A 24,285-nucleotide genomic window follows, 5' to 3' on the forward strand; every position below is an offset into this window, starting at 1 on the left:
AGCGACCCGCTGTACGCCGGTCAGGCAGGGATGCCGGTCAGCCCCGGACCTGCCGCAGAACCCGTGCCGCCTCATGCGAACCCTGCGCCGCGGCCTGCTCCAGCCAGAGCCGTGCCTTCGCCGGCTCGGGGTGATCCGGTTCACCGCACAGGCGGCCGAGCTCCAGCTGCGCCTGACTATCACCTGCCCGGGCCGCCTGGCGCAGCAGCTCGAATCCGATGCGACGGTCGCGCTGGCTGTCGCACTCGCAGCACAGCAGGCGGCCAAGGCGGCTCTGCGCTTCGACCACACCCTCGCGCGCAGGCTGCTTGAGGAGGCGTCCGGCAATCCGCTTGACGCCCTGGTTCCGGCCCAGGTGCTGGCTGTCCAGCAACCACAGCGCCATGCGCAAGGGCAGGCGCGCCGTTGGAGTCGAGGTGGCAAATGAGGCGGGAGCCGAAGTACGCGTTCTCATGCACATCAAGGGGGCTGGTGAATAAGGTCGCGCACTCTACTCCTTTTTTCCGAGAGTTAAAGTCTTGTCAAAAGCGAAAAAATTAGATCTGAATCACACCAGACAGTAATCCACAGAAGCTGTGGATAAGTCAGTGGACAAACAGCAGACAAATCGTCGAATGCCACGTCTCATGGGGGCTGCGCTTAAACTGGCGGTTTTTTCGCCAATGCCAAAAATTCTTATTTTTCAATTGGTTAGTAACGATCTATGGGCTTCGTTGGTTTGCGACTGTTTGTCATAAGGCCTTGACAGAGCCATTGCGAAAATGTGCACAAGTTCGGCGCACGGGTCGCAAAGTGCCTGGCCACAAGGGCTGGCGCGGAGTTCCGGTGAACTTCGAAGCAACTCTGCTGTCGTGCATCGCACCTCGCTGGCGCACGTCGCCCAGGCCCGTTCTACGGCTATGCTGTAGCCCTCGCTTTATGGACGCAGCCATGACCAAACCGTGGAGAACCGTTTCCGTGCTGGCCGCCGGGCTGCTCGCCCTGCTGATGGTGCTGAGTGCCGTTGCCTGGAGCCAGTGGCAAGGGTTCAAGCATGAGCAGGGCATCGAACTACTGGAATGGCAGGGGCTACGGCTTTCCTCAGGCGGTATCTCGGCAGAGCGCGTGCGCTATGCGCAGAACCCGGAGAACGGCCTTCATCTGGCTGCCAGTGCCTCCGGCATCACCCTGCGGTTACCCAGCTTTTTTCGCCCGTTGCCGCCTCGTTCGCTGCAAATCGACCAGCTTGAGCTGGAGATTCGCTCGTATCCGCCCGCCGACGACAGCGAGCCGCCAGCAACGGATCTGGAACAGTACGAACGGTTGGCCGCCTGGCTCCCGCAGCGACTGACCATAGCCGATCTGCGGATCAGCCTGCCCTGCGCTAAGGGACGCTGCGACGAACGGGGGGCGCTGAGGTTCGAGCGGAAGGGCGAATCGTTGCTGCCGCTGGACGGCCGCCTGGACCTGCGACGCAACGAGCACAGGCTGTCACTGACCATCGACGCGCAGGGTTCCGCGCTCGGCGAAAGCCTCGTACAGGCCACGCTGGCTATCGACGAACAACCACGACTGGAAACCCGCCACCAGCTGGAACATTCCGACAGGACGTTGCGCTGGAATGGCACGCTTTCCATGGGCAGCCTGCCGGAGGCGCCCTGGCTGCTGGCTTGGCTCAGCGAGTGGACGGCCACGCCAACCGCCGCCCTCCCCGATATGCCTACGGACATGCGCATCGGCGCAGGCTGGGCACTGACCCTGATACAGAACGATGACGGCGTTTATGCCTGGCGCAACGCTGCGGGCGAACTGCGCCTCTCCACCCACATTCCTGCCGCCTGGCCGGTCATAGGTCTCGGGGAGCTGCAGGGCGACCTCGACCTGGCCGCTCGAGGGCAGGATGGACTGTGGTTGCCCACGGAGCTGAAAGCAAACCTACAGCTGCGTCCATCGTCCACCCTGCTGACGGACGTGCCGGCCGCGCTACGCCCGAGTCAGCTGAATATAAGCGTCGAGCCGGTAGCCACTGAGATGACGCCTGGGCAGCTACCCGTGCAACTTCGCGTGGAGGCCCAGGGCGGCACGCCGTCCAACCTGCAGGCGCGCATGCGACTGGCGACCTCCCCCCCTTATGCACTGGACATCGAGCAGGCCCGTCTGCAGACACGCAGCACGCGCTTGCAGCTGGACGCCCTGACGCTGCAGAACCTCGACGCCAGACTGGATTTCTCCGGACGCGCCGACCTCCGGAAACTCGAACTGCAGCTGCAGCCGTCATCCCGTGTGAGTCTGGCACGCCTTGCCACCGGCGATATCGTCGCCAGTCAGGTGAGCGCGGCGTTGCCGCGCACACTGGCACTGCAGATCGAGCGCAACGTCGAGCAGCCAACTGCCTGGCGTACCGAAGGGCCGCTGGAACTGCGCCTGGGTCGCCTCGAGCATCCGCAGCTGCTCAGCCAAGGCTGGCGCTGGAACGGCCAGCTCAAAGCCGACGCTACAGCTCTGAACGCCACCGGCCCCGCAAGCAATGACGTCGGACTGACGCTTGCGCTGAACGTCGAGCAGCAGTGGAACGGGCCATTGCACGTCGGCGCAAAGCTGCAGGAAATCTTCCTGCGCGCCGGCAATCCGCTCGCCCGCAGCCTCTCCGCGTGGCCCGCGGCGCTTGAGCTCAGCAGCGGACGCCTGTCGGGCGAAGGCAAGTTGACGCTGCCCGCCGGCGGCGGCACCCCGACGGCGAGCCTGACACTCGATGCGCGGGGCCTGGCCGGCATCTTCGACCGCAGCGAGATATCCGGCCTCGACGCACGCCTGACGGCCGGCCTGCACCGCGACCGCCTTCGTCTGGACATCGGCGAGCTGCGGCTGGCCGAGATCAATCCCGGCTTCACCTTTGGCCCGCTGCTGCTGCGCGGTCACTACGAGGCAGCCGTCGACCAGCCGACACAGGGACGCCTGACCTGGCAGACCGCCGAAACCCGGATTCTTGGCGGGCGATTCTGGTTGCCGGCCGGCACCCTTGACCTCGCGGCGCCACAGCAACGGCTCAGCGCCCGACTGGAAGGCGTGCAGCTGGGCGACGTGCTCGCCGCCTATCCGACCGAAGGCCTCAACGGCAGTGGCCTGATCGATGGCAGCTTCGACGTGCAGCGCAGCGCCGCAGGGCTGAGCGTGCAGGATGGCAAGCTCGCCGCGCGAGTACCGGGCGGCGTGCTGCGCTTTCGTTCGCCGAAGATCGAGGCCCTCGGCCAGGCGAATCCGGCCATGAAGATCGTCACCGAAGCCCTGCACAATTTTCACTATGATCTGCTCACCAGCGACGTCCGCTATGATGAGCGCGGCAAGCTGAACCTCGGGCTGCGTCTGAACGGCCGCAACCCGGCCCTGGAAGGTGGTCGGCCGATCAACTTCTCGATCAATCTGGAAGAGGACATTCCGGCGCTGTTGACCAGCTTGCAGCTGAGCGACCGGGTAAGCGAAACCATTCAACGGCGGGTGCAGGAACGCCTCCGATAAGGCGATGCAGCCGCGAAATCGACACAGGAGAAACCGCCATGCGGTTGCGCCATACGCTGACCATCGTGTTGCTGGGTCTCTTCGCCAGCGCCTGTACACCGCGGGTGGAACTGGCCGTGCCGAACGAGCCGATCAACATCAACCTGAACGTGAAGATCGAACACGAGATTTATATCCGCGTGGACAAGCAGCTCGACTCGATCATCAACCAAGACAGCGGACTGTTCTGAGGACGACCATGAAAGCCTATCTGAAACTGACCAGCCTGCTCCTGGCGCTCCTGCTGGCCCTGCCCGCCGCAGCGATGACCCTCAACGAAGCCATGTCCGCCCTGGGTGAAGCCAAGGCCAGCGGCATGCTCGGCGAGAAGCCCGACGGCTATCTGGGTGTGGTTCGCTCCAGCAAGAACGCCGAGGAGATTGCCAGCCAGATCAACCAGGCTCGCCGCGCCGAGTACCACCGTGTTGCCAAGCAGAACGGCATCAGCGTCAGCGACGTCGAAGCCATCGCCGGCAAGAAGGCCATCGAAAAGACGCCGCCCGGCCAGATCATCCAGCTCAACGGCAACTGGGTCCGCAAGTGACCCGAGGCGATGGTCGGGCCTGCCTGACCATCGCGCCCCCCATTGACGCCTACAGCAGCGTCAGGCCGTGCGCCCTGACCACCAGCGACTTCTGCCGAAACCTGCGCTCCAGATCGACGCGGTACTGCGCCCACCAGTCCCGGTCCAGCTCATCGACCATCACTTCGTAGACCACCGTCTCGTCCCGCACCGCGTTCTCGCCGTCCTCCAGCCAGTAGCCATTGGCCGGCGCACGGCTGTAGGTGGTCAAGCCGCCAAAGCGCTCGATCAGCTCCTCGCTCACGGTGCGAAAAAGCGATCTCGGCAACGCCTGCTGATCGTTGTCGTAAAGCGGCAACAGCAACTGGACAAGGAACATACGCGACCTCGGCGAGGAAAGTGGGAGCAAGCATTCGACCCCGCACTGCCGGAGATGACGCCCGGCTGGCGGTCAGAACAGCCCCAGCTGCCCGTCGATCAGCGAGGCGAAGTCGTCGCCGACAAAGGGCAGGATCGCGTCCGCCACTGGCTGCAGCTGGCGCGTCACGTAGTGGTCGTAGTCGACGGCAGAGGTGCGCGCCTCCAGTGGCTCAGGGCCGGCGACGGTGATCAGGTAGCTGATCCAGCCGCCGTTCTGATACTGCCGCGGACGACCAAGGCGGTCATTGCACTCGTCGGCCAGGCGCGCCGCCCGCACATGCGGCGGCACGTTGCGCTGGTAGTCGTCCAGCCGGCGACGCAGGCGCTTGCGGTAAACCAGCAGCTCGTCGAACTCGCCAGCCAGGGTTCGGCGCACATACTCACGCACGTAATCCTGGTGCGGCTGACGGTGGAAGATGCGCAGGTACAGCTCCTGCTGAAAGCGCTGCGCCAGCGGCGACCAGTCCGTGCGCACGGTTTCCAGCCCCTTGAATACCATGCCGTCGCTGCCATCCGCGCGCGTGACCAGGCCGGCATAACGCTTCTTGCTGCCCTCCTCGGCGCCACGGATCGTGGGCATCAGGAAGCGCCGGAAGTGCGTTTCGTACTGCAGCTCCAGGGCACTGCTCAGGCCATACTCGTCACGCAGATGCCCACGCCACCAGTCGTTGATCCGCTGTACCAGGTCGCGACCGATGCGTTCGGCCGCCTCGTCCGAATGCGCCCGGCCCAGCCAGACGAACGTCGAGTCGGTGTCGCCGTAGATCACTACATGGCCCTGGGCCTCTATCAGTTCCCGCGTGCGGCGCATGATCTCGTGGCCACGCAGAGTGATCGACGATGCCAGCCGGGGGTCGAAGAAGCGGCATCCACTGGAGCCGAGCACCCCGTAGAAGGCATTCATGATGATCTTCAGCGCCTGTGACAACGGCTTGTTGTGCTCGCGCTTCGCCGCCTCGCGGCCTTCCCAGACGCGTTCCACGATGGCTGGCAGGCAATGTCGGGTGCGCGAGAAGCGCGCCCCGCGAAAGCCTGCGACCGATGCCTCGTCGGTCGGCTGGCGCAGCCCCTCGATCAGCCCCACGGGGTCGATGAGGAAGGTGCGGATGATCGACGGGTACAGGCTCTTGTAGTCCAGCACCAGCACCGATTCGTATAACCCCGGCTGCGAGTCCATGACGAAACCGCCCGGACTCGCCTCGGCCTGGCGCTCGCCCAGATTAGGCGCAACGAAGCCCTGTCGGTGCATCAAAGGCAGATAGAGATGCTCGAACGCTGCCACCGAACCACCGCTTCGGTCAGCCGCTAGACCGGTGACAGTGGCCCGCTCGAGAAGAAAGGTCAGCAGCTCGGTATGGGCGAAGATGCGCGTCACCAGCTCGCAATCCTTGAGGTTGTATCGGGCCAGCGCCGGCTTGTCCTCGGCGAACATGCGGTCGATCTCCGCCATGCGCTGGTAGGGGTTGTCGATCGCCTTGCCCTCCCCCAGCAAGGTCTGGGCGACATTCTCCAGACTGAACGAGGAAAAGCTCCAGGTCGCCGAGCGCAGCGCCTCGATACCGTCGATGATCAGCCGGCCCTCGGCCGCGGCGAAAAAGTGATTGCTGCGAGCGCCATGCTCGCGCCACTCCATCGTCGCCCCCGTGCGCCCCAGGCGCAGCGGCACCTGCAAGCGCTGCGCATGTTCATGCAGTACACGCAGATCGAACTGCACCAGATTCCAGCCGATGATCGCGTCCGGGTCGTGCTCGGCGAACCAGGCGTTCAGCCGTTCCAGCAGTTGCCCTCGGCTTTCGCAGTACTCCAGGGAAAAATCAACGGTCGAAGCATCGCCGTTTTCCGGGCCGAGCATATAGACCTGACGCTGGCCGCAGCCCTCCAGAGCAATGGAATACAGATCGCCGCGGGCCGTGGTCTCGATGTCCAGCGAGACCAGCCTGAGCCTCGGACGATAGTCCGCCGCGGGCTTGAGCTGCACGAACGAGGCATTGTGCTCGGCGCCATCGACGAAGCACACCGGTGCGGTGATGAAGCGCTCCATGAGGTAACGCTCGGGCGGCCTGATATCCGCCTCGTAGACGTCCACACCGACATCGCGCAGCCGCCGCGCGCAGTCCATCAGTCGGCGATGCGACCGGCAGTACAGCCCCATGATCGGGCGATGATGGAAGTCGTGCAGGTCGAGCGGCCGCAGCTCGACGTCAGGCTCCTGTCGCAGCAAGGACTCGACGAAAGCGCGCCGCTCCTGCGCAAAGAAGGCGACCGAATGCCGGTAAGGCACGCACACCCGCCGCGGCCCATTGTCGGTGGCGAGCCAGAAACTCACCTCGGTACCCGCAGGCGTCTCTCGCCAGTGGCGGGTCAGGATAAAACCCTGCTGCAGCTGCGACATCAGCGTCCCCGGCATCTGAATGAACAGCAAGCCCGTCCTCTCCCGGGCAGGTCGTATCGCATACCGATGCACCGCACGGTAAACGCCAACCCAGAAAAGCAAAAACCCCCGCACTCTCGCGAGTACAGGGGTTCAGGCTATATGTAATGGCGGAGAGATAGGGACTCTAAATTCTCTCACCCACAAGCCAGAAACCCCGCAACTTCGGGCCTTTCAGCACCAAGAGTAGTAGACTTGAGTAGTAGAACTGGCTCTATCACTCAGACTCTAGGCGCGCATTATGGCAGACCACATTTTCCAAAAAGAAGGCGAATCTACTTGGTATTGCAGACTGGACGTGCCCAAGGATGTACGCCCAGCTTTCAAAGGTCGAAAGGTGTGGGTCCAAAGCCTGAAGACAGGTCTACGCAGTGAGGCAATGGAACGCCGCCTCCCCTTGTTAGCGAAATGGAAAGCAGATATTCGAGACGCTAGGGAGCAGAAAGCGAAGCTCGGAGACACATGGCGGGAAGACTTGGCAAAGCAAAGCACCCGGTACACCCAGAGTCTGAATCATCAGGTTATGCGTGCAGTCAGTGGCCCTGACTACAAACACAAGTTAACACCCGAGCTGATCCAAGAGCTTTGGCCGATCCTTCAGGAAACCATCGCAGATATGAAAGCTGTTGGGGTTCCTACGGAGCAAGCAGAACAACTGCCCACGCTACTCCTACAAAAGTCCCAAGCATCCGGCATAGATCGTATCGGCCCCACCAAAGCACTGAACGAGCTGCTTCGTGGAGCATCAGCGCTTGCGGCTGTTACTAACCATTCCTTGAGCCAAGACGAAGCGCTTGAAGCTCAGCAGATCATGGTTGACCACACGACATACAAGCCCCGCTCGCCGATCACACAGAAGCGTCTAGAAGCCTTCCGCCTCTCCCTAGAACGCAAGGGCAACGAAGCCAAGACCATCGACCAGATGTGCCGCCGTGTGAAACAGTTTTCAGACTACCTCACGGCGACAGGCAAGCCGGTGAGCTTCGACACAGTGTCGGCCTACCTTGACCAGCTCACAGACAAAGCCGGAAATCCGCTTAGCTCCAAAACCAAGAAGCAGCACACGTGGTCCGCGAGTGCGTATTGGAAGTGGGCCTGCAAGCACGATGTCGAATGGCGTGAGCAGTACAAGGGCCAGCCCAACCCATTTGCCGACCATGATTTCCCCGTAATCAAAGGCGAGGCTATTAGCTGGGAAGCATTCTCTAAAAAGGACGTTGAACGGCTACACGCTTTGGCAGTTGAGAAAAAGGATCAACCCTTAGCTGACCTGATTGCTATTGGTGCCTACTCTGGTGCCCGCCTTGAAGAAATCGGCAGGATTCACCGCGACACCATCACTATTAAGGACGGTGTGCCCGTCTCTTTCTCAATCACAGAAGCCAAGAGTGCCGCTGGTATCCGAGAGGTGCCATTCCATCCCAAGATTGCAGGGCTAATATCATCACTGCTTGAAGCTTCTAAAGATGGCTTCCTTCTGCCTGGAGGCAACAACAAATATGGCAACCGCCTTGACGCTCTCAGCAAGCGTTTCGGAAGACTCAAGACACAAGCAGGCTTCGATAAGCAGCACGTGTTCCACAGCATCAGGAAAACAACAATCACACTGGTGCATCAGGCAGGTGCGGACGTAGCCGTAATGCCGGGCCTATTCGGGCACGAAACAGGGTTAATAACCTTCGACCTCTATTCCAAAGGTCCAAGCCTTGAGCAGAAGGCTAAGGTAATCGCCCTACTCGACTTCAAATTCGATTGTTTCCCGTAGTTTTGAGGGTGTAAATCGTCGTTCCCGTTTTTTGCCTTGTGCCGATGCAGGCAGAAGACAGCGAAGATTTAACACCCTACTTTTCCCTATATAAATTTATTTATGCCTTACTATTGCAATATAGAAAAACCAGTGTATTATCTTTCCTTCGCCTTTGAATTTTACGAGTAGCCTCCTCTTGGAGATAGCTGCTCTTTCGTGCGTCTGCTATTTGGCAAGTGTTAGCAGCATGACCGTTCGTCGGAAATGAATATAAGATAAAGTTAGCTCATTAAGCTGAAACCCACTGTATATGCGGCATTGGCAACCAAGGTGACAACTAACGCAAGTTAGAATGATAAATTAATAGTTGACAAACAGCAACTTTCGTGGGAGAATGAGAATGAAGGTGGAGCTTTACGTGGCGGGCTGAAAAATTTAACTCGCAACACTTCTCCACTCTCCAGAACACCCCAAGATTGTGCAACGCAATCTTATAGACTTCCTCCAATCACCCCAGCTTGTTTCTCCTCTTCTTGTGCTGTGGTGGCTTCTAACTCGCTATCAATTTGTGCACACCCTCTTGGGTGTTTGGTCGGGTTAGTTTCTTTTATTTCTGAAGGCGTTTCTCGAAAGAGCACGCCTTTATTTTTGCCTAAAATAAATTAGTTGGACGATTGTCCAAGCGAGGTTTTATGAAGATTGAATGCACCTGCTGTTGGTGCGGCACTAAGTATGAGTCAGAACGTAAGCGACCATTCCCAATCTGCGGAAGGTCAGCTTGTTATAAAGGGTTTCATAGGACGAGGCACCGGGATTACCCTGGAATGTCAGCAAAAGAGTTTGCACAAGTGTTGGAGAACCTGCTTGCAGAGTTCCGACACCCAAACAAACAACACCCAAGCAATGATCCCTCTAACCCGGCACGCATTGCTTATGAAATTGAAACAATGGCTTATGCTGCATTGAACGAGTTATGTGGTTCGCTGATAAAGCTTGCTCAGCCTTCCCAATAATATCGACGCAACACCAGCTTTTACTAAGGGTTTTCACCCCTTAAATCGCTAAATCAAATACAAACCCCACCCACTACAGGCTTTAGTCTGTTTTGCCTATTTCTATTGCCTAAATAAAGGATAAATCATATGAGACAATGTTTAGTTTGCGGAGCCGAGTTTGAACCCACTAATGCACGCCATCGATACTGCGGCAACACTTGTGTGCAGCGAATCTGTGTTAGCCGTAGGGCTATCCGCTCCAAAGTGCATCAGATCGTAAAGACCCTGCGCACAATCGAATCCCTTCAGATGCTGGATAGCAGCCTCGAACAAATGTTGGAGGACATAGCGACTGAGTCTGAAAGAAGGCGTCTCTGTATCGGAAACCGTAAACCACCTACTCAATAAACAATTGAAGGAGCAGCAATGAGAGCGCATTTGAACCAGCGGGCCGCCGATGAGCTTCTTGAAATTATGAAGGCTCTTGGCGAAACGAACACAAGTCACACACTTAATAAGCTTATCAGTCGTATGCACAAAGAAATCGTAGACACCCATCATAGTGAGGTAAACATTAATGTCGAACGCAGCACCCAAAACCAATAACAACACCACCGCAATTGAAGCAGTAAAGTCTCGATTCGTTCGTGTTCCAAGTAACAACACCTACCCACGCTTCCGCGACCTCATCACCAATATTGATCAAGCAGACGCGGGTATCCTTGTTGATTTCTATCGAAAAGCAGGCGGTAGAGACTCTGAGGTTAAAGAAGATTACTTGCTCGCCTGCCTCCCTTGGGCTTATGGCGAAGGATTCAAACCAAACGCTGGCCCTGTTCTTGAAGGTGGTCTAATCAACCTTTGGCAGCCGTCTAAAGTGCAACCATCTGGCGCTAAGACAACGAAGGATCAGGTAGGCCCGTTTATTGAGTTTCTGGAGCGCTGGTTTCCCGATCAACTGGAGCGACATTACTTCGGCTGGTGGCTGTCACACACTGTCCGCCGACCAGATTTGCGAATCATCGGAACCCCTGTTCTACGATCAGAGCACGGTGTCGGTAAAGGCTTCTTAGTCGAAACCCTGTTGTCTGGTCTACTCGGTAGGTCGTCTGTCGCTGTGTGTGGCTTGAAGGACGTTGTGGGGGATTTCAACGATGTTGTAGAGGGTAAAACACTGCTGTTGGTGGATGAGGTTTACAAGTCGAAGAAGAGCACTACAGACGCGCTGAAGAGCTTCCAGGGCAACGCTACCATCCCGCTACATCGTAAACATAAACCAACGATCACCATTGAAAACTATCTGAACTTCATCATCACCAGTAACGACCATTTGCCGCTGGTATTGGAGAAAGGCGACCGCCGCTTCTGGATTCCCGCATTCATCCGTCATCGCGAGTCGGTGCAGGAGACAGCAGCTTTCCTTAACGACGTGTTCAAGCCTTGGCTGCTCAACGGTGGGTTTCAGTTGGTGCGCGACTATCTCGAACAGATCGACCTTTCCAAGCATCGCCCAACGGACGCACCACCTATGACTATCAGCAAACAGGAGCTTATGGGCTTCTCAACTACTGACAGGCTCGAAGAAGTGCTTTCGGATGTTGTAGAGGCTAACGCAGTTCTAACGGTTAAGTGGGTAAAGCAACGATATGCAGACGATTTCGAGCACGGTCTATCAGATATGGCAGTTGCTAACGCGCTTCTGGCAATGGGATGTAAGCAGCGTAAAACGAAGCTACAGCGTTACTACATCACCCCGTTCGGGTTTGAGTCTAATTTGTCCCTCAACTCAACAGCTAAAGAACTGGAAGATGGAATGCCGAGCACTAACTTTTAAATCTGGTGACAAGTTAGGTAGACGGGTAGACACCTTGGTAGACACCTTGGATTGTAAGCTGTCTACCTTGCAAACCCCAGCATATGCGGGATACAGAGACAGGTAGACAGGGTGACACCTTAGCGTCACCTTTTTCTAAGTAGATTAAGGTTAGCAATAAGAGCGAAGAGCATCGTAGCGATTATTGCCGAGCGTAAGCGAGATTGCTTTTCCCGCCTTTCTAAGCATCACCCATAAAACTTCATTAACGAGATTCTGAACTCTTTCGAGAGTTCTGATAACGGGCTTCTATGCCCACAACAACGCCAAATGGCAACAACTAAAATTGAGGAACAAATTATGAAAGAAGTCGTAAAAATTAACACTTTTACCTTCAACCAAGAAGAGTGTGACCGGCGCTGCAATCGGGCCATCGAGAATTTTAAAGCAAGCCTTCACGCTCTTGACCTGATCCAACTGCCCTTCGCCTTGGCAATTGATGCTGTGATTGAGGCTACTAAGAACGGAAGGGTTCTCTCCACTTATCGTAAGCCGCAACTGCACGGAAGCATCTGCTACATCTACTTCCAGAAAGAGAACATTCAGCATCTCTTGGAAGAAGTTGCGGAACAAGAGAAGGAGAAATATCTGGCTGAGCTGGAAGCGGAGAAGCAACGGAATATTGACCTCCTCGCGTCTCAGCTCTTCGAGCAAGAGAAAGCGAAGAAAGAAAAAGCAGAACAAGAGCGTGAACAAAAACTCAAAGATGCAGCTATGAAAGATGCTCTTGAATACTTTGCCACCTTGGAGGGTAAATAATGAACCTGACAGAACAACTATTGATGAAGAAATACCATCCAGAAATCCTGAAGGAACAGGAACAATCCGAAGCAAAGCGGAAGTCCGAACTGCTTGCTTTTGTTGAAGGAATGGTTGCTGCTCTTGAGCAAGAGAAAGAGACTAAACAAAGCAAAGTGCTCTTTAAAAGCAACGATGGCCCTTGGGCCGAAGGGGGGCGCAAATGATGAATGGTAAACGCCTGATGGCCGTTCTTGAAAAGAAAGCACGAGAATCCAAATCTCCTGCTCCTACAATTCCAGCGCCCTCTCCTAAACAGGAAAATAAGACATACTCGATAGCTGAGCTTCAGTGGGCCATTGATATTGTTATGCAAGCCCATTTAGAGAGCCTAAAACCTAAGCTATCAACTACAGATCGCATTATTAGAGCAAGGCTCGGACTAATCTAACAACACAGGGGAGCGAAAGCTCCCTTTGTTCTTACAAGGATAAGAGACAATGATCGTATCGAAATACACAATTTCCGTTGGAATTAACTTCCCTAAGTCAGAAATTAGAAAAGTCGATTTCCAACTAAAAGCTCTTGAGAAACGGTTTCAAGCCTTCGGCAAGAATATGGCCACAAGCTTTGCCAAAACACTAACGCTTCCAGAGCTAAAGGTTAAGAAGCTATCGCTGGACAGCTTAGGCGCTCAGCGCACCCTACAAACCGATATGAACAGAATTGGTCGCCTCCTCACTGTGCCTATCGGCAATGTCCACATTGACCAAGCGCGTATTAACAAGCAACTACAAGGTGTTATGACACGTGCAGCTTCAGCAGCTCGAATTAATATCCGTACTATTCAGGGGAGTCACGGAGGATCAAACATCCACTATCCATCACATCTCGGTGTGCCACGAGGCTTTGACGCTTTCGGCGGGAGTTTTGGTGGAGCCAGTGCAGCAGGCTTTCTTCCTCGCCTTGGCCCTATTGGTGGTGCAGTAGCTGGTGTTGCTGCTGGTGCTGCTTATGGTGTTAGTAAGATCAACGATGCAAGAAAAGAGACAGCGACTCGTGAAGGTCAACGTCTACAACTTGAAACGGCGGTTGGTGGTAGTCGGGAGCGCAGAGAAAGCTTTACTAAAGGATTCTTTGATCTGTCCAATGATCTTGGTATCTCTGCTGAAAGCCAGATAACCGCGTATTCAAGGTTTATGAAACAAGCGCAATCATCAGGTATGACCGCCCAGGAAGGCTTTGATCTGTTCAAGAACGTCGCCACTGCAACACGCGGCAATGGCGGCGATCAACAAAGCATTGAGCGCCAAGCATACGCGCTACAGCAAATGCTCGGTGTTGGCTATTTGCGTGGCGAGGAATTGAATCAACAGCTTAATTGGTAGGCTGGCTGTGCCGGAATGCGCAGAAAAATAAAGCTCTTTAATTGCTGGAAACCCCTAACGTTAAGACGAGGGCAATCAGCAGCGAAGCATCTAAGTGTTAGATGAACGTTCAACGATCAGTCGAAAGACGTAGGGTCAAGTGATCCGAAACGGGAGCCACCTCACCGGCATTAGCCGAAGGTGAAGATATGATCTGATCTTATGTGAAAGCATGAGCAGCTTGAATAAAGCGGGCAATGATTAACGACCATTGCTGAACATGTTGTGCCGATTCAAACCCAGCAATCAAGAAATTTATTATGCAAGCTTTCGCGGAGCGCACAGGTAAGACAGGAACAGAGGCTTTCCTCGATGCCCTGTCCAATCGGGAAGTATCCGTGCAGGACGTTTTGAAAGGTTATGAGAAGTCCGCTAAAGAAGCCTCTGATCGTGTTCGCGAACTATCAGGAAGTATTCAAGGCGCTGAAGCTCGTTTGGAAAACCTCAAACTCGCAGAGGAGTTACAACGAACTGTAGACGGGCCTCTGACAGAGGCGGCTAAACAGTGGACTGAAGCTCAGACAGAATTGCACGGTGCAATGGAGCCACTACGCGACAGCTTTTACAGCGTAGCCGCTTCAGCTACAAGCCTTGCTGCAAGTCTCATCAGTTGGGGAGTTAAGCAGTCTGAGAGCGCCCCTGCTGTAAACGGTGAAGCCAGTAACGAACAACGGTCTGAGAATCCGTGGTCAAGCTCTACAGGGCGCGGAATGCTCTCAATACCAGATGCACGAGCCATCAAGCAGCCGTCATACCCTCAGTTCGTATCCCCTTTGATCCCTCACACCAAAGACTGGGAAACAGAGGCTCAGAAGTATTCCGGCCCTGCGCTTGATGCCCTCAAAGGAAACACCAATACGTCTGTCAACTCTCAAGTGACATTCGCTCCGGGTAGTATTGTTCTCAACGATACAGCCATTTCTGATCCTGAAGCGTTTGTTCGCAGCGTGGAGTATCCACTTATCGAGCTTCAGAAGCGCGTTATGACTGATTTGTTCAGGGAAACAGCCACCAACTTCCCTGAATCCACATACTAATTGTTATCTTATAACACATTGTCAATCACACAAGTTGGGGCATAGCTGGCAAGGACGCTGGCACCTCCCTATCCGCTACATCCCGCATATACGCTATTCAAACAGTTGTTTGAGTTAAGCCGTTTTGTCCTCAAATCCTCAATAAATTTAAATTCAAAGGAGAGAATCCGATGATTCGCCTGATAACGGCTGTTCTGCTGACAGCCATCACGTTTCACCTGTTCGCCCTGGAGCGCCAAGTAAGCCAATCCGTAGTCACGGTGCAGCATCAAAGCCAAGATATTGATGCACGCCTGTCCAAACAGAACGAACGAATAGACGTCCTCAGCAATGAGATACGCGCTCGGCTGAATGTCATCGAAGCCCGTCAGAGGGCCACTCGATGAGCGATCTTTCGTATATGTGGATTCTGGTGAAGCCAGCTTCAGGTCTTACGCCAACGCTGTTATTGGAAGCTTGGGAACCTGTATCCATCGACGTGCAAGAGATGGCAGAGCCGGGCATGTACAGCGTCTTGTTCAGCACGAGAAAACCGGGGCAGTTCTTCTACACGTGGCAAGAGTCGATCCGTGGCCAGTGGCTGCGCCTGGGGTGGATGAACGAGGCGATGTTCTTTCCGAGCCAACTCACCTACACGAACACCATCGAAGGGCTAAACGAATTCGTCACCGCCTACCGCAAGGGTATGAAGCATCACCAGCTCACCGAATCCTGACTTCCACGTCTATCATTTGAGTCTACTCAAATGGAAGGTGCACACGAATGATAGACCGCCTATCACTCATCCTATTGCGCATAGCTAACTGGTAGATTATCCTTCACCTATCGAAAGCAAGGACAAACGATAGGGGGCCACATGAACACTCATTTGTATCTAAGAGCATCGACCAAGGATCAGGACGCCGGGCGAGCTTTGGCCTCCCTTCAGCAGTTCGCCATTGAACACGGGCTGACTGTCATAGGCACATACGCTGAGAACATCAGTGGCACTAAGCTGGATCGTCCACAACTGAATGCGTTGCTCGATGCTGCCAAGCCGGGGGATTGCCTTCTGGTGGAATCGGTAGATCGCCTCTCTCGTCTATCACAAGACGACTGGAAGAATCTTAAGCACGTTATTGAGAGCAAGGGTCTGAAGCTGGTGGTAGCTGACCTTCCTACAAGTCACCAGCTCGTCGATGACAAGGGGATCACTGGCCAGATCATGCAAGTTATCAATTCAATGCTGATTGACCTGATGGCTACGATGGCTCGTCTTGACCAAGAGAAGCGCGTTGAACGTATCCGGCAGGGTTTGGAGAACAAGAAGGCACGCGGCGAGAAGGTAGGTGGTAAGGCACGCAACGAACAGAAGTGGGCAGAGGTTCGCAAGCTTCTGGGAAATCCCAGCCTGACAATGGATCAAGTTGCCAAGCTTGCTGGTGTTGGTGTCGCTACTGTGTACAGGGTCAAAGCTGCTTCGGCCTGCTGAACACCTTCTGGCTCCCCCTCCCAAGCCCTGCTATCTGGTGGGGCTTGTACCATTCCCTCAAATCCCTTCGAGAATGCCCCTTAGAGCGTCGCTGAGCACGCTAGAACGTGCGTTCTCTTCGTTTCCTTCCCTGTGTATCTCCTTTGCTCAAACGCTCAATAGCGCACGCTGTAGCCCTATTGAATATTTTAAATTCGTGTGATTGTTCAAAAAGTGATCAGCGGGCGCGAGTTAAGCCGGTCATATCCCGAGCGGGGAATCTCAGCAAACGTAATGCATATAGGGGGATGTGATATTTGCTAGGGGGGATTCCCCCACACCTGTGCAAAGCATGGGGGTCTGTCTGGCGGGGGTTAGGGTTTACGCCCTTTTCGTAGGTACAACGCAACGTCTTGTGGATTATCGACATTGCCGTCCTCGAATCGAATGAAGAGGCTCAGCAGGCCAGAAGATTCAAGCTCGGACTCCGCAGTGATATCGCCACCAATGTAGTACCAACCATTGCTCGTCTTCAGAATGTAGTCAGGCTCCGCGTTCGCTATGGCCTCATAGACAGCAGGCCGCACTACTGTGTCCCTCCACTTCTCCTCTGTGTCAGCAGGTACGTCTAAAGCCCTCGGTCTGACCTCTACACTGCCGTGTTTTCGATTCTTGCCAACGCTGTATACAAACCTTGCTGTCTCGGTTTCCTTCGTTGCGCTTTCATCTCCTACCGGCAGGCATAGGAATTTGTAGTCGTCTGGAGACAGTGAAAGCTCAGGTACGTTGTCTATATCAAGGTGGAGGTAAGAGAAATGCTCAAGCTTTGCGGCAGTCAGGCTCCGATCACGGTAAATGAAGTCTTTAGTCGTTAGCGCCAGATCGGGTTCCAGCTCAGCAATTCGCTGACAAATTCTATTGAGTAGCGCAGTTCTCCACGCCTCCTGTTCCAAATGCTCCTCGGGCCTCCCTATGAACTCAACGCTACCTTTCCCTTCGTGCGAACGGATGTGATAGGTGAAATGAAAAGTTTCGTTTCCTTGAGTCATGCAATGCCCTCCCTGTGTGGTTCGGTTGTGATACCACGCCGCCAAGGTTCAGACCAGCCATAGAAAAGAAAAGGGGCGGTTGCCCGCCCCTCAGAGGGTTAGAAGAGAGTCAGTTGCCCTGGATGGCTCCGCCAGTGGGCGCATACGTCCTCCCACTGCCCCAGCCGAAACCGGGTGTAGGCGTTAACGAATACTGACTTGTCGTCGTGAGGATAGAAGGGATCAACCATTGTGTGTCTCCAAGGTGAGCCCGACCACGCCAGAACGAAGGCCGAAAAATGTGACACCACCCCTTGACCCACACCCTGCCAACGGGTGATAAAAGCCTTGAGGATGTTGTGACGGTTCTCTATAGTCTCGGCCCTCGCTCAATTCGTAACCGGGTTGAGGTGATGCGTGGGGGAAAGTTTGGTCGCTCAAACCCACGCGCTTAGGTACTCAAGCTCCAACCTTTTACAGAAGGGTTGGAGCTTTTGTTTGCCCACAATTATTGTGTGGCACGGGAAATGCTACTCGGGCCGACTGGATAGATCAACAGTCTTTCCAATCGAAACACAACATATTGTGGCATGGCACCGAGAGCCAGCACAGGATATCGCGCAGACATCCGATTGCAACTGCATGCCCTGGGATAAGCTGTGGATAAGCTGTGGGGCATCTGTGCCTAATTAATGTACAGATTGCTGTATGCGGCGCGGCGCATGGCTTGCAGCAAAAGCCGATCAAATGTACGTCGCATGCTCGATTTGGACCCTCTCAGCCTTCCTTAGGCATACCTTCGTGGCGCCCATAGTGGAACGGGTACGCAATACTGTTCTGGAGCTGCACTAGCTCAACATAGTGGTGATTGGCCTCTCGCTGCGCCTCCTTGGCTTTCTCCTTCGCTTCGCTTAGCTCCTGTTGGCTCTGCACATACAGCTGCACCAGCCTTCGCCGTTCAGCCTTAAGCGCCCTCACCTCGTCCCGTAGCTCGTGGCATTCCTCTTCGAGCAGGCGAGCATGCTGCTGCCACATCTCAGCCGGAGTGGGCACACCTAGGAAAAATTCGAAATCGTCAGGGCACGACATGAAAGCCCCTCCCCACCAATACTGTACAGACATACAGTATATCGAGAGAAGGCAAACAGGGGGGAACCGCCTAGAGGCGGAGTAGTAGAAATGAGTAGTAGAAGTAGAAAAGAAAAAGCCCCGTAACTCATTGAATTACAGGGCTTTTTTAATAGTGGCGGAGAGATAGGGATTTGAACCCTAGGTACCCGCGAAGGTACAACGGATTTCGAATCCGTCCCGTTCGGCCACTCCGGCATCTCTCCAGCGGCGCGCATCATAGCAGCTGGATCGGCTTTGTCGAACCCCAACTGCACAGATTTTTTACCGTTTTTCAGCCGCTTGCACCGCCGGGCGACCGATTCCGGCCGTCCGGTACCCTTCACGCGGTCAGCCGCGTCAATGCTTCGCGATACTTGTCGGCGGTTTTCTGCGCGACCTCTGCGGGCACGGCAGGTGCGGGGGGCTGCTTGTTCCAGCCGGTGGACTCCAGCCAGTCGCGGACGAATTGCTTGTCGAAGCTCGGTGGGTTCTTGCCCTCTTCATAGCTGTCGGCGGGCCAGAAACGACTCGAGTCGGGCGTCAGCACCTCATCCATCAGGGTCAGCGTGCCGTTCTCATCCAGGCCGAACTCAAACTTGGTATCAGCGATGATGATCCCACGAGTGGCGGCGTACTCGACGGCTGCGCTGTAGAGCGCGATGGATACGTCACGCACCTGCGCAGCCAGCTCCTTGCCGATGATCGCCTCGCATTGCTCGAAGGAGATGTTCTCGTCGTGGTCGCCTACCGCGGCCTTGGTCGAGGGGGTGAAGATCGGCTGCGGCAGCTTGGCAGCTTCCTTCAGGCCGGCGGGCAGCTGGATGCCACAGACGGTGCCGCTCTTCTGGTATTCCTTCCACCCGGAACCGACGATATAGCCGCGCACGATGGCCTCCACCGCAACCGGCTTGAGGCGCTTGGCGACGACCGCGCGCCCCTCCACCAGCGGCAATTCGTCAGCCGGCACCACGTCCTCGACCTTGTCGCCGGTGAAGTGATTGGGAATCAGTCCCTTGAGCTTGTCGAACCAGAAGTTGGAGATGGCGGTCAGGATCTTGCCCTTCTCCGGAATCGGCTCGGCAAGGATCACATCGAAGGCCGACAGGCGATCGGTGGCGACCATGAGCATGCGTTTGTCGTCGATCTCGTAGAGGTCGCGAACCTTGCCCGAGTAGATCTTCTTCAGGCTGAGGGCGGTGGGAGTGGTCATACGCAATTTTCCGCGGTTGGCAGGTCAGCAGAAACGAAACAGGCGAAACCATGGGTTTCGCCTATCCGTGTTCGTGTAACGGGGCAGCTCGCAGTCAGCCCAGGTTGTCCTTGATCAGACTGAGCACCCGACGGGCGACGTCCGCTGGCGCGACGGTATCGATGCTCTTGTCCAGTGTCACCTGCACACCGTTACCCGCACGGGTCAGACGCACCTGATAGCGCTCGGCACGCGCTTCGATTTCGTCCTTGTCCGGTGCGCCACCGAACAGCCGGCTGAAGAAGCCAGGCTTGTCGTCCGGGTCGTCGGCACGCTCGCTAAGGTTCACGTAGTAGACGCCAAGGCTGCGGTCGAGATCGTCGACCCGCACGTCGGCGGCCTGCAGGGCACGGCCGACGCTGGACCAGGCACGATCGAAGTCGCTGTCGAGCTGCAGCAACGGATTGCCGCTGCCATCCTGAGTAAGATTGACGCGGCTTGGCGCATCGAAATCGCGCTCGGCGAGCAGCGAAACGGAACCACCCTGGCGGGCGCTGCGGTTCAGACTGGCCTGCAGCTCGTCGAGCAGCACGCGGTCGAGTTCCTTGTTGCTCGAAGTTTCCGGCCAGGCCACGTCGGTGCTGCTACCGGCCGGACGCTTGACGCTGACCACGAAGATCTCGCTGGTGTTGCGCTGAACGCCCGGCTCGACCCGGACGCGGACGCGCGTCTCACCTTCCTGGATACCCAGGTTGCGCACCAGCGCCTCGTCCAGTTGCGAGGCGGTTTGCCAAGCAGTGGCAAACTCACCGGTCTGACGCCGCTCTTCAGCGATGCTGAAGCCCTTGTCGGTGAAGAACTGACGGGCCGCGATCCAAACCTGAGCCGGCGCATACTGCGCCACCAGCCAGCGCGAGTCCCCGGAGGACTGCACACTGAAATCACTGACGTCCGCGGCCACTTGCAGGCGCTGCGGCCGCGGCACTTCGTATTTGCCGGAGTGGGTATTGTCAGCCACCTGGCGCGGGATCGGCAGCAGAGGATCGAGCGGACGCGTTCCGCCATCGACGGCGACCTGCATCGGAGCGGTCTGACGTGCCGAAAGGTAGTCACTGCCGCGGTCACGGAAATATCCATCATCGCCCCACAGCCAGCCGCAGCCACTGGTTGCAGAGATCATCAGGGCAAGGGTCGAGAGTCCGGCCAGTCGCTTCATGCGTATTCCTTTGTTATTAAGCCAGCACGCCAGTTTGGCGCATCGCCTGACGGAGCGGTTCCTGGTAGCTCTGGCTGAGCCAGGTCAACGGCAGACGGATGCCATTGCCCATCAGGCCCATCTCGTGCAACGCCCATTTGACCGGAATCGGATTGGCTTCCAGGAACAGCGCACGATGCAGCGGCATCAGGCGCTCGTTGATAGCGCGAGCGGTCTCGGCATCCCCGGCCATCGCCGCGGCACAAAGTTCGCTCATGGCACGCGGGGCGACGTTCGCCGTGACGGAGATGTTGCCCTTGCCGCCCATCAGCATCAGCTCGACGGCAGTGGGGTCATCGCCCGAGTAGACGAGGAAGTCTTTGCTGACGCGGTCCAGCACTTCCCGACCGCGCTTGAGGTCGCCAGTGGCTTCCTTGATACCGATGATGTTCGGCACCTTCGACAGACGCTCGACCGTATCGGGCAGCATGTCGCACACGGTGCGGCCCGGTACGTTGTAGAGGATCTGCGGAATGGCCACGGCCTCGGCGATGTGCTTGAAGTGCAGGTACAGGCCTTCCTGAGTCGGCTTGTTGTAGTACGGAGTGACCAGGAGGCAGGCGTCGGCGCCGGCGGTCTTGGCGTTCTCGGTCAGTTCGACCGCTTCGCTGGTGGAGTTGGCGCCCGTTCCGGCGATCACCGGAATGCGGCCGTTGACCTGGTCGACCACGCGGCGGATCACTTCGATGTGCTCGGCCACGCTCAAGGTGGCCGACTCACCGGTGGTACCGACAGCAACGATTGCATTGGTGCCTTCCTGCAAATGGAAATCCACCAGCTTGCTCAGGCTGTCCCAGTCCAGACCGCCCTGCGCATCCATGGGCGTGACCAGCGCCACCATACTGCCCGCAATCATGCAACCACTCCTGCCGGAATAAATAAAAAGAGGCGTAATGGTACAAGGCTCCCCAGCGCTTTGCGAGTAGCCTGACACACGCCGCGCCGAGCCGGCAAAGCGCTGCCTGCAGCTGGCAAGGGAGCCCAGCATGTGAGGCGCGCATTCCCTCTGCCCTCGCTTTTCGCTACCCTTAGCCGTTTTCGGCTTGGCTGGCCGACCGATTCACCACCGCCAGGAATGCTGCATGTCCACCCCCCCTCTCCCCCGCGAACAATTTCTCGTCATCAGCGCCCTGGGCGCCAACCCGATGGAGCTGACCAATGTGCTCTGCCGCGCCGCCAACGAGAATCGCTGCGCGGTCGTCAGCACTCGCCTGACGCGCCATGGCCAGTGCAGCGCACTGGTTCTGGAAGTCGGTGGTAGCTGGGATGCTCTCGCCCGGATGGAAACCACGCTGCCGGGGCTCGCGAAGAAGCATGCGTTCACGGCCAATGTCGTTCGTAGCGAAGCGCTGGAAAGCCGCCCGCAGGCCTTGCCTTATGTGGCCTATGTGAGCGCAGTCTTCCGCCCCGATATCCTCAACGAGCTGTGCCAGTTCTTCATCGACCACCGCGTCGAACTGGAAAGCCTGACCTGCGACACCTACCAGGCCCCACAGACCGGCGGCACCATGCTCAACGCCACCCTGACCGTCACCCTGCCTGCAGGCACGCAGATCAGCTGGCTGCGCGATCAGTTTCTCGACTTTGCCGACGCGCTCAACCTCGATGCGCTGATCGAACCCTGGCGTCCGCAGAACCCTTGAGATCAGGAGGCAACATGGCAGTCGCAATCGACCAACCGATTCCACCCTTCCAGGCCCAGGCTACCAGCGGCCAGTCGATCGACCTCGCGTCGCTGGCCGGCAAGCAGGCCGTGCTGTATTTTTATCCGAAGGACAACACACCGGGCTGTACGACCGAAGGTCAGGGTTTTCGTGATCTCCATCAGGCGTTTCTCGCGGCCAACACCCTGGTCTTTGGCGTCTCGCGCGACAGCCTGAAAACCCACGAGAACTTTCGCGCCAAGCAGGGCTTTCCCTTCGAGCTGATCAGCGACAAGGACGAGCAGCTCTGCCAGCTGTTCGATGTGATCAAGCTGAAGAAACTCTACGGCAAGGAGTATCTCGGCGTGGACCGCAGCACCTTTCTCATCGACCGCAACGGCGTACTGCGTCAGGAGTGGCGCGGCGTGAAGGTGCCCGGTCATGTCGAGGCCGTGCTTCAGGCCGCCCAGGCACTGAACCAGGCGTAGAAACAATAAAGGCTGGCGCCGCGCCAGCCTTTCCCGTCATTCGCCAGGCTCGACCACCACGGTCGCCGGCTCCCTCGGCCAGGCATACAACACGGCCTTGAACAGGGTCGCCAAGGGGATGGCGAAGAACACCCCCCAGAACCCCCACAGCCCACCGAACAGTAGCACCGCGCAGATGATCGCCACCGGGTGCAGATTCACCGCCTCGGAGAACAGCAACGGCACCAGGACGTTGCCATCCAGGGTCTGGATAATGGCGTAGGCCACCATCAGGTAGAAGAACTGGTCGCCCAGGCCCCACTGGAATATGCCGATCAGCGCGATGGGAATGGTGACCACGGTGGCCCCGATGTAGGGCACCACGACGGAGACGCCCACGAGCATCGCCATCAGTGCCGCGTAATTGAGCCCCAGCGCGACAAAGACGGCGTACGAAACCACGGCGCAGATCAGGATCTCGATCGCCTTGCCCCGAATGTAGTTGGCGATCTGCAGGTTCATCTCCTGAGAGACCTGGGTGATCAGGCCGCGCTCGCGTGGCAGGTAGCCCTTGATCCAGTTGCTGATCTGCTCGCGATCCTTCAGAAAGAAGAACACCAGAATCGGCACCAGCACCAGATAGATCATCAGCCCGATCAGCAGCGGCAGACTCGACAGTGAAGACGTCAGCACCAGCTGGCCGTAGCGGCCGATCTCGCCACGCATGAAATCGATGCCGCGCAGCACCTGCTCCTCGGTCACCAGTTGCGGATAACGCTCCGGCAGCAACAGCAGCAGCGACTGCCACTCCACCAGCATGCGCGGCAGCTCGTTGAACAGCGTCAGCACCTGTTGCCAGAGCAGCGGCACGATGAACAGCGTGCACACCACCAGCACCCCGACGAACATCAGAAATACCAGCCAGACCGCAAGCAGGTGCGGCACCCGCCGACGCTCCATGGCACCCACCAGCCCTTGCATCAGGAACGCCAGCACCAGTCCGGCCAGCACCGGCGCCAGCATCTTGCCAAGTGTCAAGACGATCGCGAATGCAAGGAACAGCAGAACCGCGAGAACAACTGCCTCCTCGTCGGAGAAGTAGCGCTGCATCCAACCGCGTAATACCTTGATCATGTATTTCCTCGAAGCGAACCGTCAGGCCTTGCGCAGCCAGTAACGATAAAGACCATCCTCGACCTCTTCATGCAGAAGCGCATGGCCGGCCAGCTTGGCGAAACTGCGAAAATCCCGTTGCGAGCCAGGATCGCTGGCGACAACCTTGAGTACCGCCCCGCTGGGCAGGCGATTCAATTCCAGCTTGGCCTTGAGCAGCGGCATCGGGCAGTCGAGGCCGACGGCGTCCAGCTCGGCATCGCACGCGGGCGATAGTGGTCGACCTTCACTCATGGTTCGCCTCC

General features: G+C 56.9%; 26 protein-coding genes and 1 tRNA gene. 16 read left to right on the forward strand and 11 right to left on the reverse strand.

Features of this window, described 5'->3' with window-relative positions; genetic code table 11:
- Nucleotides 1-37: 37 nt before the first annotated feature.
- Entirely contained in the window at nt 38-385 is a 348-nt protein-coding gene (locus ACVRRC_RS11970) for a tetratricopeptide repeat protein (RefSeq protein WP_017244955.1), read from the reverse strand.
- Between the two features lie 545 nt (nt 386-930).
- Between ACVRRC_RS11970 and ACVRRC_RS11975 the strand changes: the two genes are divergently transcribed.
- Genes ACVRRC_RS11975 through ACVRRC_RS11985 form a run of 3 tightly spaced genes read left to right on the forward strand, consistent with a single transcriptional unit; the run spans nt 931 to nt 4,078 of the window.
- The gene (locus ACVRRC_RS11975) at nt 931-3,495 is read left to right on the forward strand and encodes an intermembrane phospholipid transport YdbH family protein (protein ID WP_472997047.1); all 2,565 of its coding nucleotides are present in this window, start codon (nt 931-933) and stop codon (nt 3,493-3,495) included.
- Between the two features lie 38 nt (nt 3,496-3,533).
- A complete protein-coding gene (locus ACVRRC_RS11980) occupies nt 3,534-3,725 on the forward strand; it encodes a YnbE family lipoprotein (protein ID WP_013983382.1) in 192 nt (63 codons plus the stop codon).
- 8 nt (nt 3,726-3,733) lie between these two features.
- Nucleotides 3,734-4,078, forward strand: a complete 345-nt coding sequence (locus ACVRRC_RS11985; RefSeq protein ID WP_013983383.1) for a YdbL family probable chaperone protein — start codon at nt 3,734-3,736, stop codon at nt 4,076-4,078.
- A 49-nt stretch (nt 4,079-4,127) separates the two neighbouring features.
- On the opposite strand, the gene ACVRRC_RS11990 is transcribed toward ACVRRC_RS11985, so the two are convergent.
- On the reverse strand, nt 4,128-4,436 hold the full coding sequence (locus tag ACVRRC_RS11990; RefSeq protein ID WP_048329581.1) for a hypothetical protein: 309 nt from the start codon (nt 4,434-4,436) through the stop codon (nt 4,128-4,130).
- Between the two features lie 72 nt (nt 4,437-4,508).
- On the reverse strand, nt 4,509-6,869 hold the full coding sequence (locus ACVRRC_RS11995; RefSeq protein ID WP_243364404.1) for a DNA polymerase II: 2,361 nt from the start codon (nt 6,867-6,869) through the stop codon (nt 4,509-4,511).
- A gap of 280 nt (nt 6,870-7,149) precedes the next feature.
- On the opposite strand from ACVRRC_RS11995, the gene ACVRRC_RS12000 reads away from it, so the two are divergent.
- From ACVRRC_RS12000 to ACVRRC_RS12050, 11 genes are all read left to right on the forward strand, one after another.
- Nucleotides 7,150-8,673 carry a DUF6538 domain-containing protein gene (locus tag ACVRRC_RS12000; protein WP_472997048.1) on the forward strand — a complete coding sequence of 508 codons (1,524 nt, stop codon included), beginning with the start codon at nt 7,150-7,152 and terminating at the stop codon, nt 8,671-8,673.
- A gap of 806 nt (nt 8,674-9,479) precedes the next feature.
- Nucleotides 9,480-9,668 carry a hypothetical protein gene (locus tag ACVRRC_RS12005; RefSeq protein WP_472997049.1) on the forward strand — a complete coding sequence of 63 codons (189 nt, stop codon included), beginning with the start codon at nt 9,480-9,482 and terminating at the stop codon, nt 9,666-9,668.
- A 559-nt stretch (nt 9,669-10,227) separates the two neighbouring features.
- Nucleotides 10,228-11,484, forward strand: a complete 1,257-nt coding sequence (locus ACVRRC_RS12010) for a primase-helicase family protein (protein ID WP_472997050.1) — start codon at nt 10,228-10,230, stop codon at nt 11,482-11,484.
- Nucleotides 11,485-11,823: 339 nt separating this feature from the next.
- Complete coding sequence (locus ACVRRC_RS12015) at nt 11,824-12,282, forward strand: hypothetical protein (RefSeq protein ID WP_472997051.1); 459 nt, start codon at nt 11,824-11,826, stop codon at nt 12,280-12,282.
- Nucleotides 12,282-12,488: a hypothetical protein gene (locus tag ACVRRC_RS12020; RefSeq protein ID WP_313009683.1), complete on the forward strand. Its 207-nt coding sequence runs from the start codon at nt 12,282-12,284 to the stop codon at nt 12,486-12,488. The genes ACVRRC_RS12015 and ACVRRC_RS12020 overlap by 1 nt, the downstream gene beginning before the upstream one ends.
- Entirely contained in the window at nt 12,485-12,712 is a 228-nt protein-coding gene (locus ACVRRC_RS12025; RefSeq protein ID WP_472997052.1) for a hypothetical protein, read from the forward strand. The genes ACVRRC_RS12020 and ACVRRC_RS12025 overlap by 4 nt, the downstream gene beginning before the upstream one ends.
- A 49-nt stretch (nt 12,713-12,761) precedes the next feature.
- Nucleotides 12,762-13,649, forward strand: a complete 888-nt coding sequence (locus ACVRRC_RS12030; RefSeq protein WP_472997053.1) for a tape measure protein — start codon at nt 12,762-12,764, stop codon at nt 13,647-13,649.
- 299 nt (nt 13,650-13,948) lie between these two features.
- A complete protein-coding gene (locus ACVRRC_RS12035) occupies nt 13,949-14,725 on the forward strand; it encodes a hypothetical protein (RefSeq protein ID WP_472997054.1) in 777 nt (258 codons plus the stop codon).
- A 170-nt stretch (nt 14,726-14,895) separates the two neighbouring features.
- Entirely contained in the window at nt 14,896-15,111 is a 216-nt protein-coding gene (locus tag ACVRRC_RS12040) for a hypothetical protein (protein ID WP_472997055.1), read from the forward strand.
- A complete protein-coding gene (locus ACVRRC_RS12045) occupies nt 15,108-15,440 on the forward strand; it encodes a hypothetical protein (protein WP_472997056.1) in 333 nt (110 codons plus the stop codon). Before ACVRRC_RS12040 ends, ACVRRC_RS12045 begins: the two co-directional genes overlap by 4 nt.
- 141 nt (nt 15,441-15,581) lie before the next feature.
- Nucleotides 15,582-16,196 carry a recombinase family protein gene (locus ACVRRC_RS12050; RefSeq protein ID WP_472997057.1) on the forward strand — a complete coding sequence of 205 codons (615 nt, stop codon included), beginning with the start codon at nt 15,582-15,584 and terminating at the stop codon, nt 16,194-16,196.
- 353 nt (nt 16,197-16,549) lie between these two features.
- Here ACVRRC_RS12050 and ACVRRC_RS12055 read toward each other — a convergent pair whose 3' ends face one another.
- The 6 genes from ACVRRC_RS12055 to dapA all read right to left on the reverse strand — a co-directional run bounded on the left by ACVRRC_RS12055 (nt 16,550) and on the right by dapA (nt 21,613).
- Nucleotides 16,550-17,224 carry a hypothetical protein gene (locus ACVRRC_RS12055; protein ID WP_312358248.1) on the reverse strand — a complete coding sequence of 225 codons (675 nt, stop codon included), beginning with the start codon at nt 17,222-17,224 and terminating at the stop codon, nt 16,550-16,552.
- A gap of 756 nt (nt 17,225-17,980) precedes the next feature.
- Entirely contained in the window at nt 17,981-18,292 is a 312-nt protein-coding gene (locus ACVRRC_RS12060; protein ID WP_472997058.1) for a hypothetical protein, read from the reverse strand.
- A 155-nt stretch (nt 18,293-18,447) separates the two neighbouring features.
- Nucleotides 18,448-18,537: transfer RNA gene (locus tag ACVRRC_RS12065), tRNA-Ser, on the reverse strand.
- 116 nt (nt 18,538-18,653) lie between these two features.
- The gene (locus ACVRRC_RS12070; protein ID WP_014597205.1) at nt 18,654-19,523 is read right to left on the reverse strand and encodes a phosphoribosylaminoimidazolesuccinocarboxamide synthase; all 870 of its coding nucleotides are present in this window, start codon (nt 19,521-19,523) and stop codon (nt 18,654-18,656) included.
- Nucleotides 19,524-19,617: 94 nt separating this feature from the next.
- Nucleotides 19,618-20,718, reverse strand: a complete 1,101-nt coding sequence (gene bamC, locus ACVRRC_RS12075) for an outer membrane protein assembly factor BamC (protein WP_020308480.1) — start codon at nt 20,716-20,718, stop codon at nt 19,618-19,620.
- Nucleotides 20,719-20,734: 16 nt separating this feature from the next.
- Nucleotides 20,735-21,613: a 4-hydroxy-tetrahydrodipicolinate synthase gene (gene dapA, locus ACVRRC_RS12080; protein ID WP_013983422.1), complete on the reverse strand. Its 879-nt coding sequence runs from the start codon at nt 21,611-21,613 to the stop codon at nt 20,735-20,737.
- Nucleotides 21,614-21,839: 226 nt separating this feature from the next.
- On the opposite strand from dapA, the gene ACVRRC_RS12085 reads away from it, so the two are divergent.
- Nucleotides 21,840-22,400 carry a glycine cleavage system transcriptional repressor gene (locus tag ACVRRC_RS12085; protein ID WP_013983423.1) on the forward strand — a complete coding sequence of 187 codons (561 nt, stop codon included), beginning with the start codon at nt 21,840-21,842 and terminating at the stop codon, nt 22,398-22,400.
- Nucleotides 22,401-22,414: 14 nt separating this feature from the next.
- Nucleotides 22,415-22,888 (forward strand): peroxiredoxin, encoded by a 474-nt coding sequence (locus ACVRRC_RS12090; RefSeq protein ID WP_125870072.1) that lies wholly within the window; start codon nt 22,415-22,417, stop codon nt 22,886-22,888.
- 36 nt (nt 22,889-22,924) lie between these two features.
- On the opposite strand, the gene ACVRRC_RS12095 is transcribed toward ACVRRC_RS12090, so the two are convergent.
- Entirely contained in the window at nt 22,925-24,001 is a 1,077-nt protein-coding gene (locus ACVRRC_RS12095; protein ID WP_472997059.1) for an AI-2E family transporter, read from the reverse strand.
- A 21-nt stretch (nt 24,002-24,022) separates the two neighbouring features.
- Nucleotides 24,023-24,274, reverse strand: a complete 252-nt coding sequence (locus ACVRRC_RS12100; RefSeq protein ID WP_013983425.1) for a sulfurtransferase TusA family protein — start codon at nt 24,272-24,274, stop codon at nt 24,023-24,025.
- Nucleotides 24,275-24,285 lie beyond the last annotated feature (11 nt).

The organism is Stutzerimonas sp. LR2, assembly GCF_055755175.1.

What these genes read in the sequence shown, in the direction of transcription:
- ACVRRC_RS11970 (WP_017244955.1), bottom strand. Translation starts at nt 385, where the DNA reads ATGGCGCTGTGGTTGCTGGACAGCCAGCACCTGGGCCGGAACCAGGGC.
- ACVRRC_RS11975 (WP_472997047.1), top strand. Translation starts at nt 931, where the DNA reads ATGACCAAACCGTGGAGAACCGTTTCCGTGCTGGCCGCCGGGCTGCTC.
- ACVRRC_RS11980 (WP_013983382.1), top strand. Translation starts at nt 3,534, where the DNA reads ATGCGGTTGCGCCATACGCTGACCATCGTGTTGCTGGGTCTCTTCGCC.
- ACVRRC_RS11985 (WP_013983383.1), top strand. Translation starts at nt 3,734, where the DNA reads ATGAAAGCCTATCTGAAACTGACCAGCCTGCTCCTGGCGCTCCTGCTG.
- ACVRRC_RS11990 (WP_048329581.1), bottom strand. Translation starts at nt 4,436, where the DNA reads ATGTTCCTTGTCCAGTTGCTGTTGCCGCTTTACGACAACGATCAGCAG.
- ACVRRC_RS11995 (WP_243364404.1), bottom strand. Translation starts at nt 6,869, where the DNA reads ATGTCGCAGCTGCAGCAGGGTTTTATCCTGACCCGCCACTGGCGAGAG.
- ACVRRC_RS12000 (WP_472997048.1), top strand. Translation starts at nt 7,150, where the DNA reads ATGGCAGACCACATTTTCCAAAAAGAAGGCGAATCTACTTGGTATTGC.
- ACVRRC_RS12005 (WP_472997049.1), top strand. Translation starts at nt 9,480, where the DNA reads ATGTCAGCAAAAGAGTTTGCACAAGTGTTGGAGAACCTGCTTGCAGAG.
- ACVRRC_RS12010 (WP_472997050.1), top strand. Translation starts at nt 10,228, where the DNA reads ATGTCGAACGCAGCACCCAAAACCAATAACAACACCACCGCAATTGAA.
- ACVRRC_RS12015 (WP_472997051.1), top strand. Translation starts at nt 11,824, where the DNA reads ATGAAAGAAGTCGTAAAAATTAACACTTTTACCTTCAACCAAGAAGAG.
- ACVRRC_RS12020 (WP_313009683.1), top strand. Translation starts at nt 12,282, where the DNA reads ATGAACCTGACAGAACAACTATTGATGAAGAAATACCATCCAGAAATC.
- ACVRRC_RS12025 (WP_472997052.1), top strand. Translation starts at nt 12,485, where the DNA reads ATGATGAATGGTAAACGCCTGATGGCCGTTCTTGAAAAGAAAGCACGA.
- ACVRRC_RS12030 (WP_472997053.1), top strand. Translation starts at nt 12,762, where the DNA reads ATGATCGTATCGAAATACACAATTTCCGTTGGAATTAACTTCCCTAAG.
- ACVRRC_RS12035 (WP_472997054.1), top strand. Translation starts at nt 13,949, where the DNA reads ATGCAAGCTTTCGCGGAGCGCACAGGTAAGACAGGAACAGAGGCTTTC.
- ACVRRC_RS12040 (WP_472997055.1), top strand. Translation starts at nt 14,896, where the DNA reads ATGATTCGCCTGATAACGGCTGTTCTGCTGACAGCCATCACGTTTCAC.
- ACVRRC_RS12045 (WP_472997056.1), top strand. Translation starts at nt 15,108, where the DNA reads ATGAGCGATCTTTCGTATATGTGGATTCTGGTGAAGCCAGCTTCAGGT.
- ACVRRC_RS12050 (WP_472997057.1), top strand. Translation starts at nt 15,582, where the DNA reads ATGAACACTCATTTGTATCTAAGAGCATCGACCAAGGATCAGGACGCC.
- ACVRRC_RS12055 (WP_312358248.1), bottom strand. Translation starts at nt 17,224, where the DNA reads ATGACTCAAGGAAACGAAACTTTTCATTTCACCTATCACATCCGTTCG.
- ACVRRC_RS12060 (WP_472997058.1), bottom strand. Translation starts at nt 18,292, where the DNA reads ATGTCGTGCCCTGACGATTTCGAATTTTTCCTAGGTGTGCCCACTCCG.
- ACVRRC_RS12070 (WP_014597205.1), bottom strand. Translation starts at nt 19,523, where the DNA reads ATGACCACTCCCACCGCCCTCAGCCTGAAGAAGATCTACTCGGGCAAG.
- bamC (WP_020308480.1), bottom strand. Translation starts at nt 20,718, where the DNA reads ATGAAGCGACTGGCCGGACTCTCGACCCTTGCCCTGATGATCTCTGCA.
- dapA (WP_013983422.1), bottom strand. Translation starts at nt 21,613, where the DNA reads ATGATTGCGGGCAGTATGGTGGCGCTGGTCACGCCCATGGATGCGCAG.
- ACVRRC_RS12085 (WP_013983423.1), top strand. Translation starts at nt 21,840, where the DNA reads ATGTCCACCCCCCCTCTCCCCCGCGAACAATTTCTCGTCATCAGCGCC.
- ACVRRC_RS12090 (WP_125870072.1), top strand. Translation starts at nt 22,415, where the DNA reads ATGGCAGTCGCAATCGACCAACCGATTCCACCCTTCCAGGCCCAGGCT.
- ACVRRC_RS12095 (WP_472997059.1), bottom strand. Translation starts at nt 24,001, where the DNA reads ATGATCAAGGTATTACGCGGTTGGATGCAGCGCTACTTCTCCGACGAG.
- ACVRRC_RS12100 (WP_013983425.1), bottom strand. Translation starts at nt 24,274, where the DNA reads ATGAGTGAAGGTCGACCACTATCGCCCGCGTGCGATGCCGAGCTGGAC.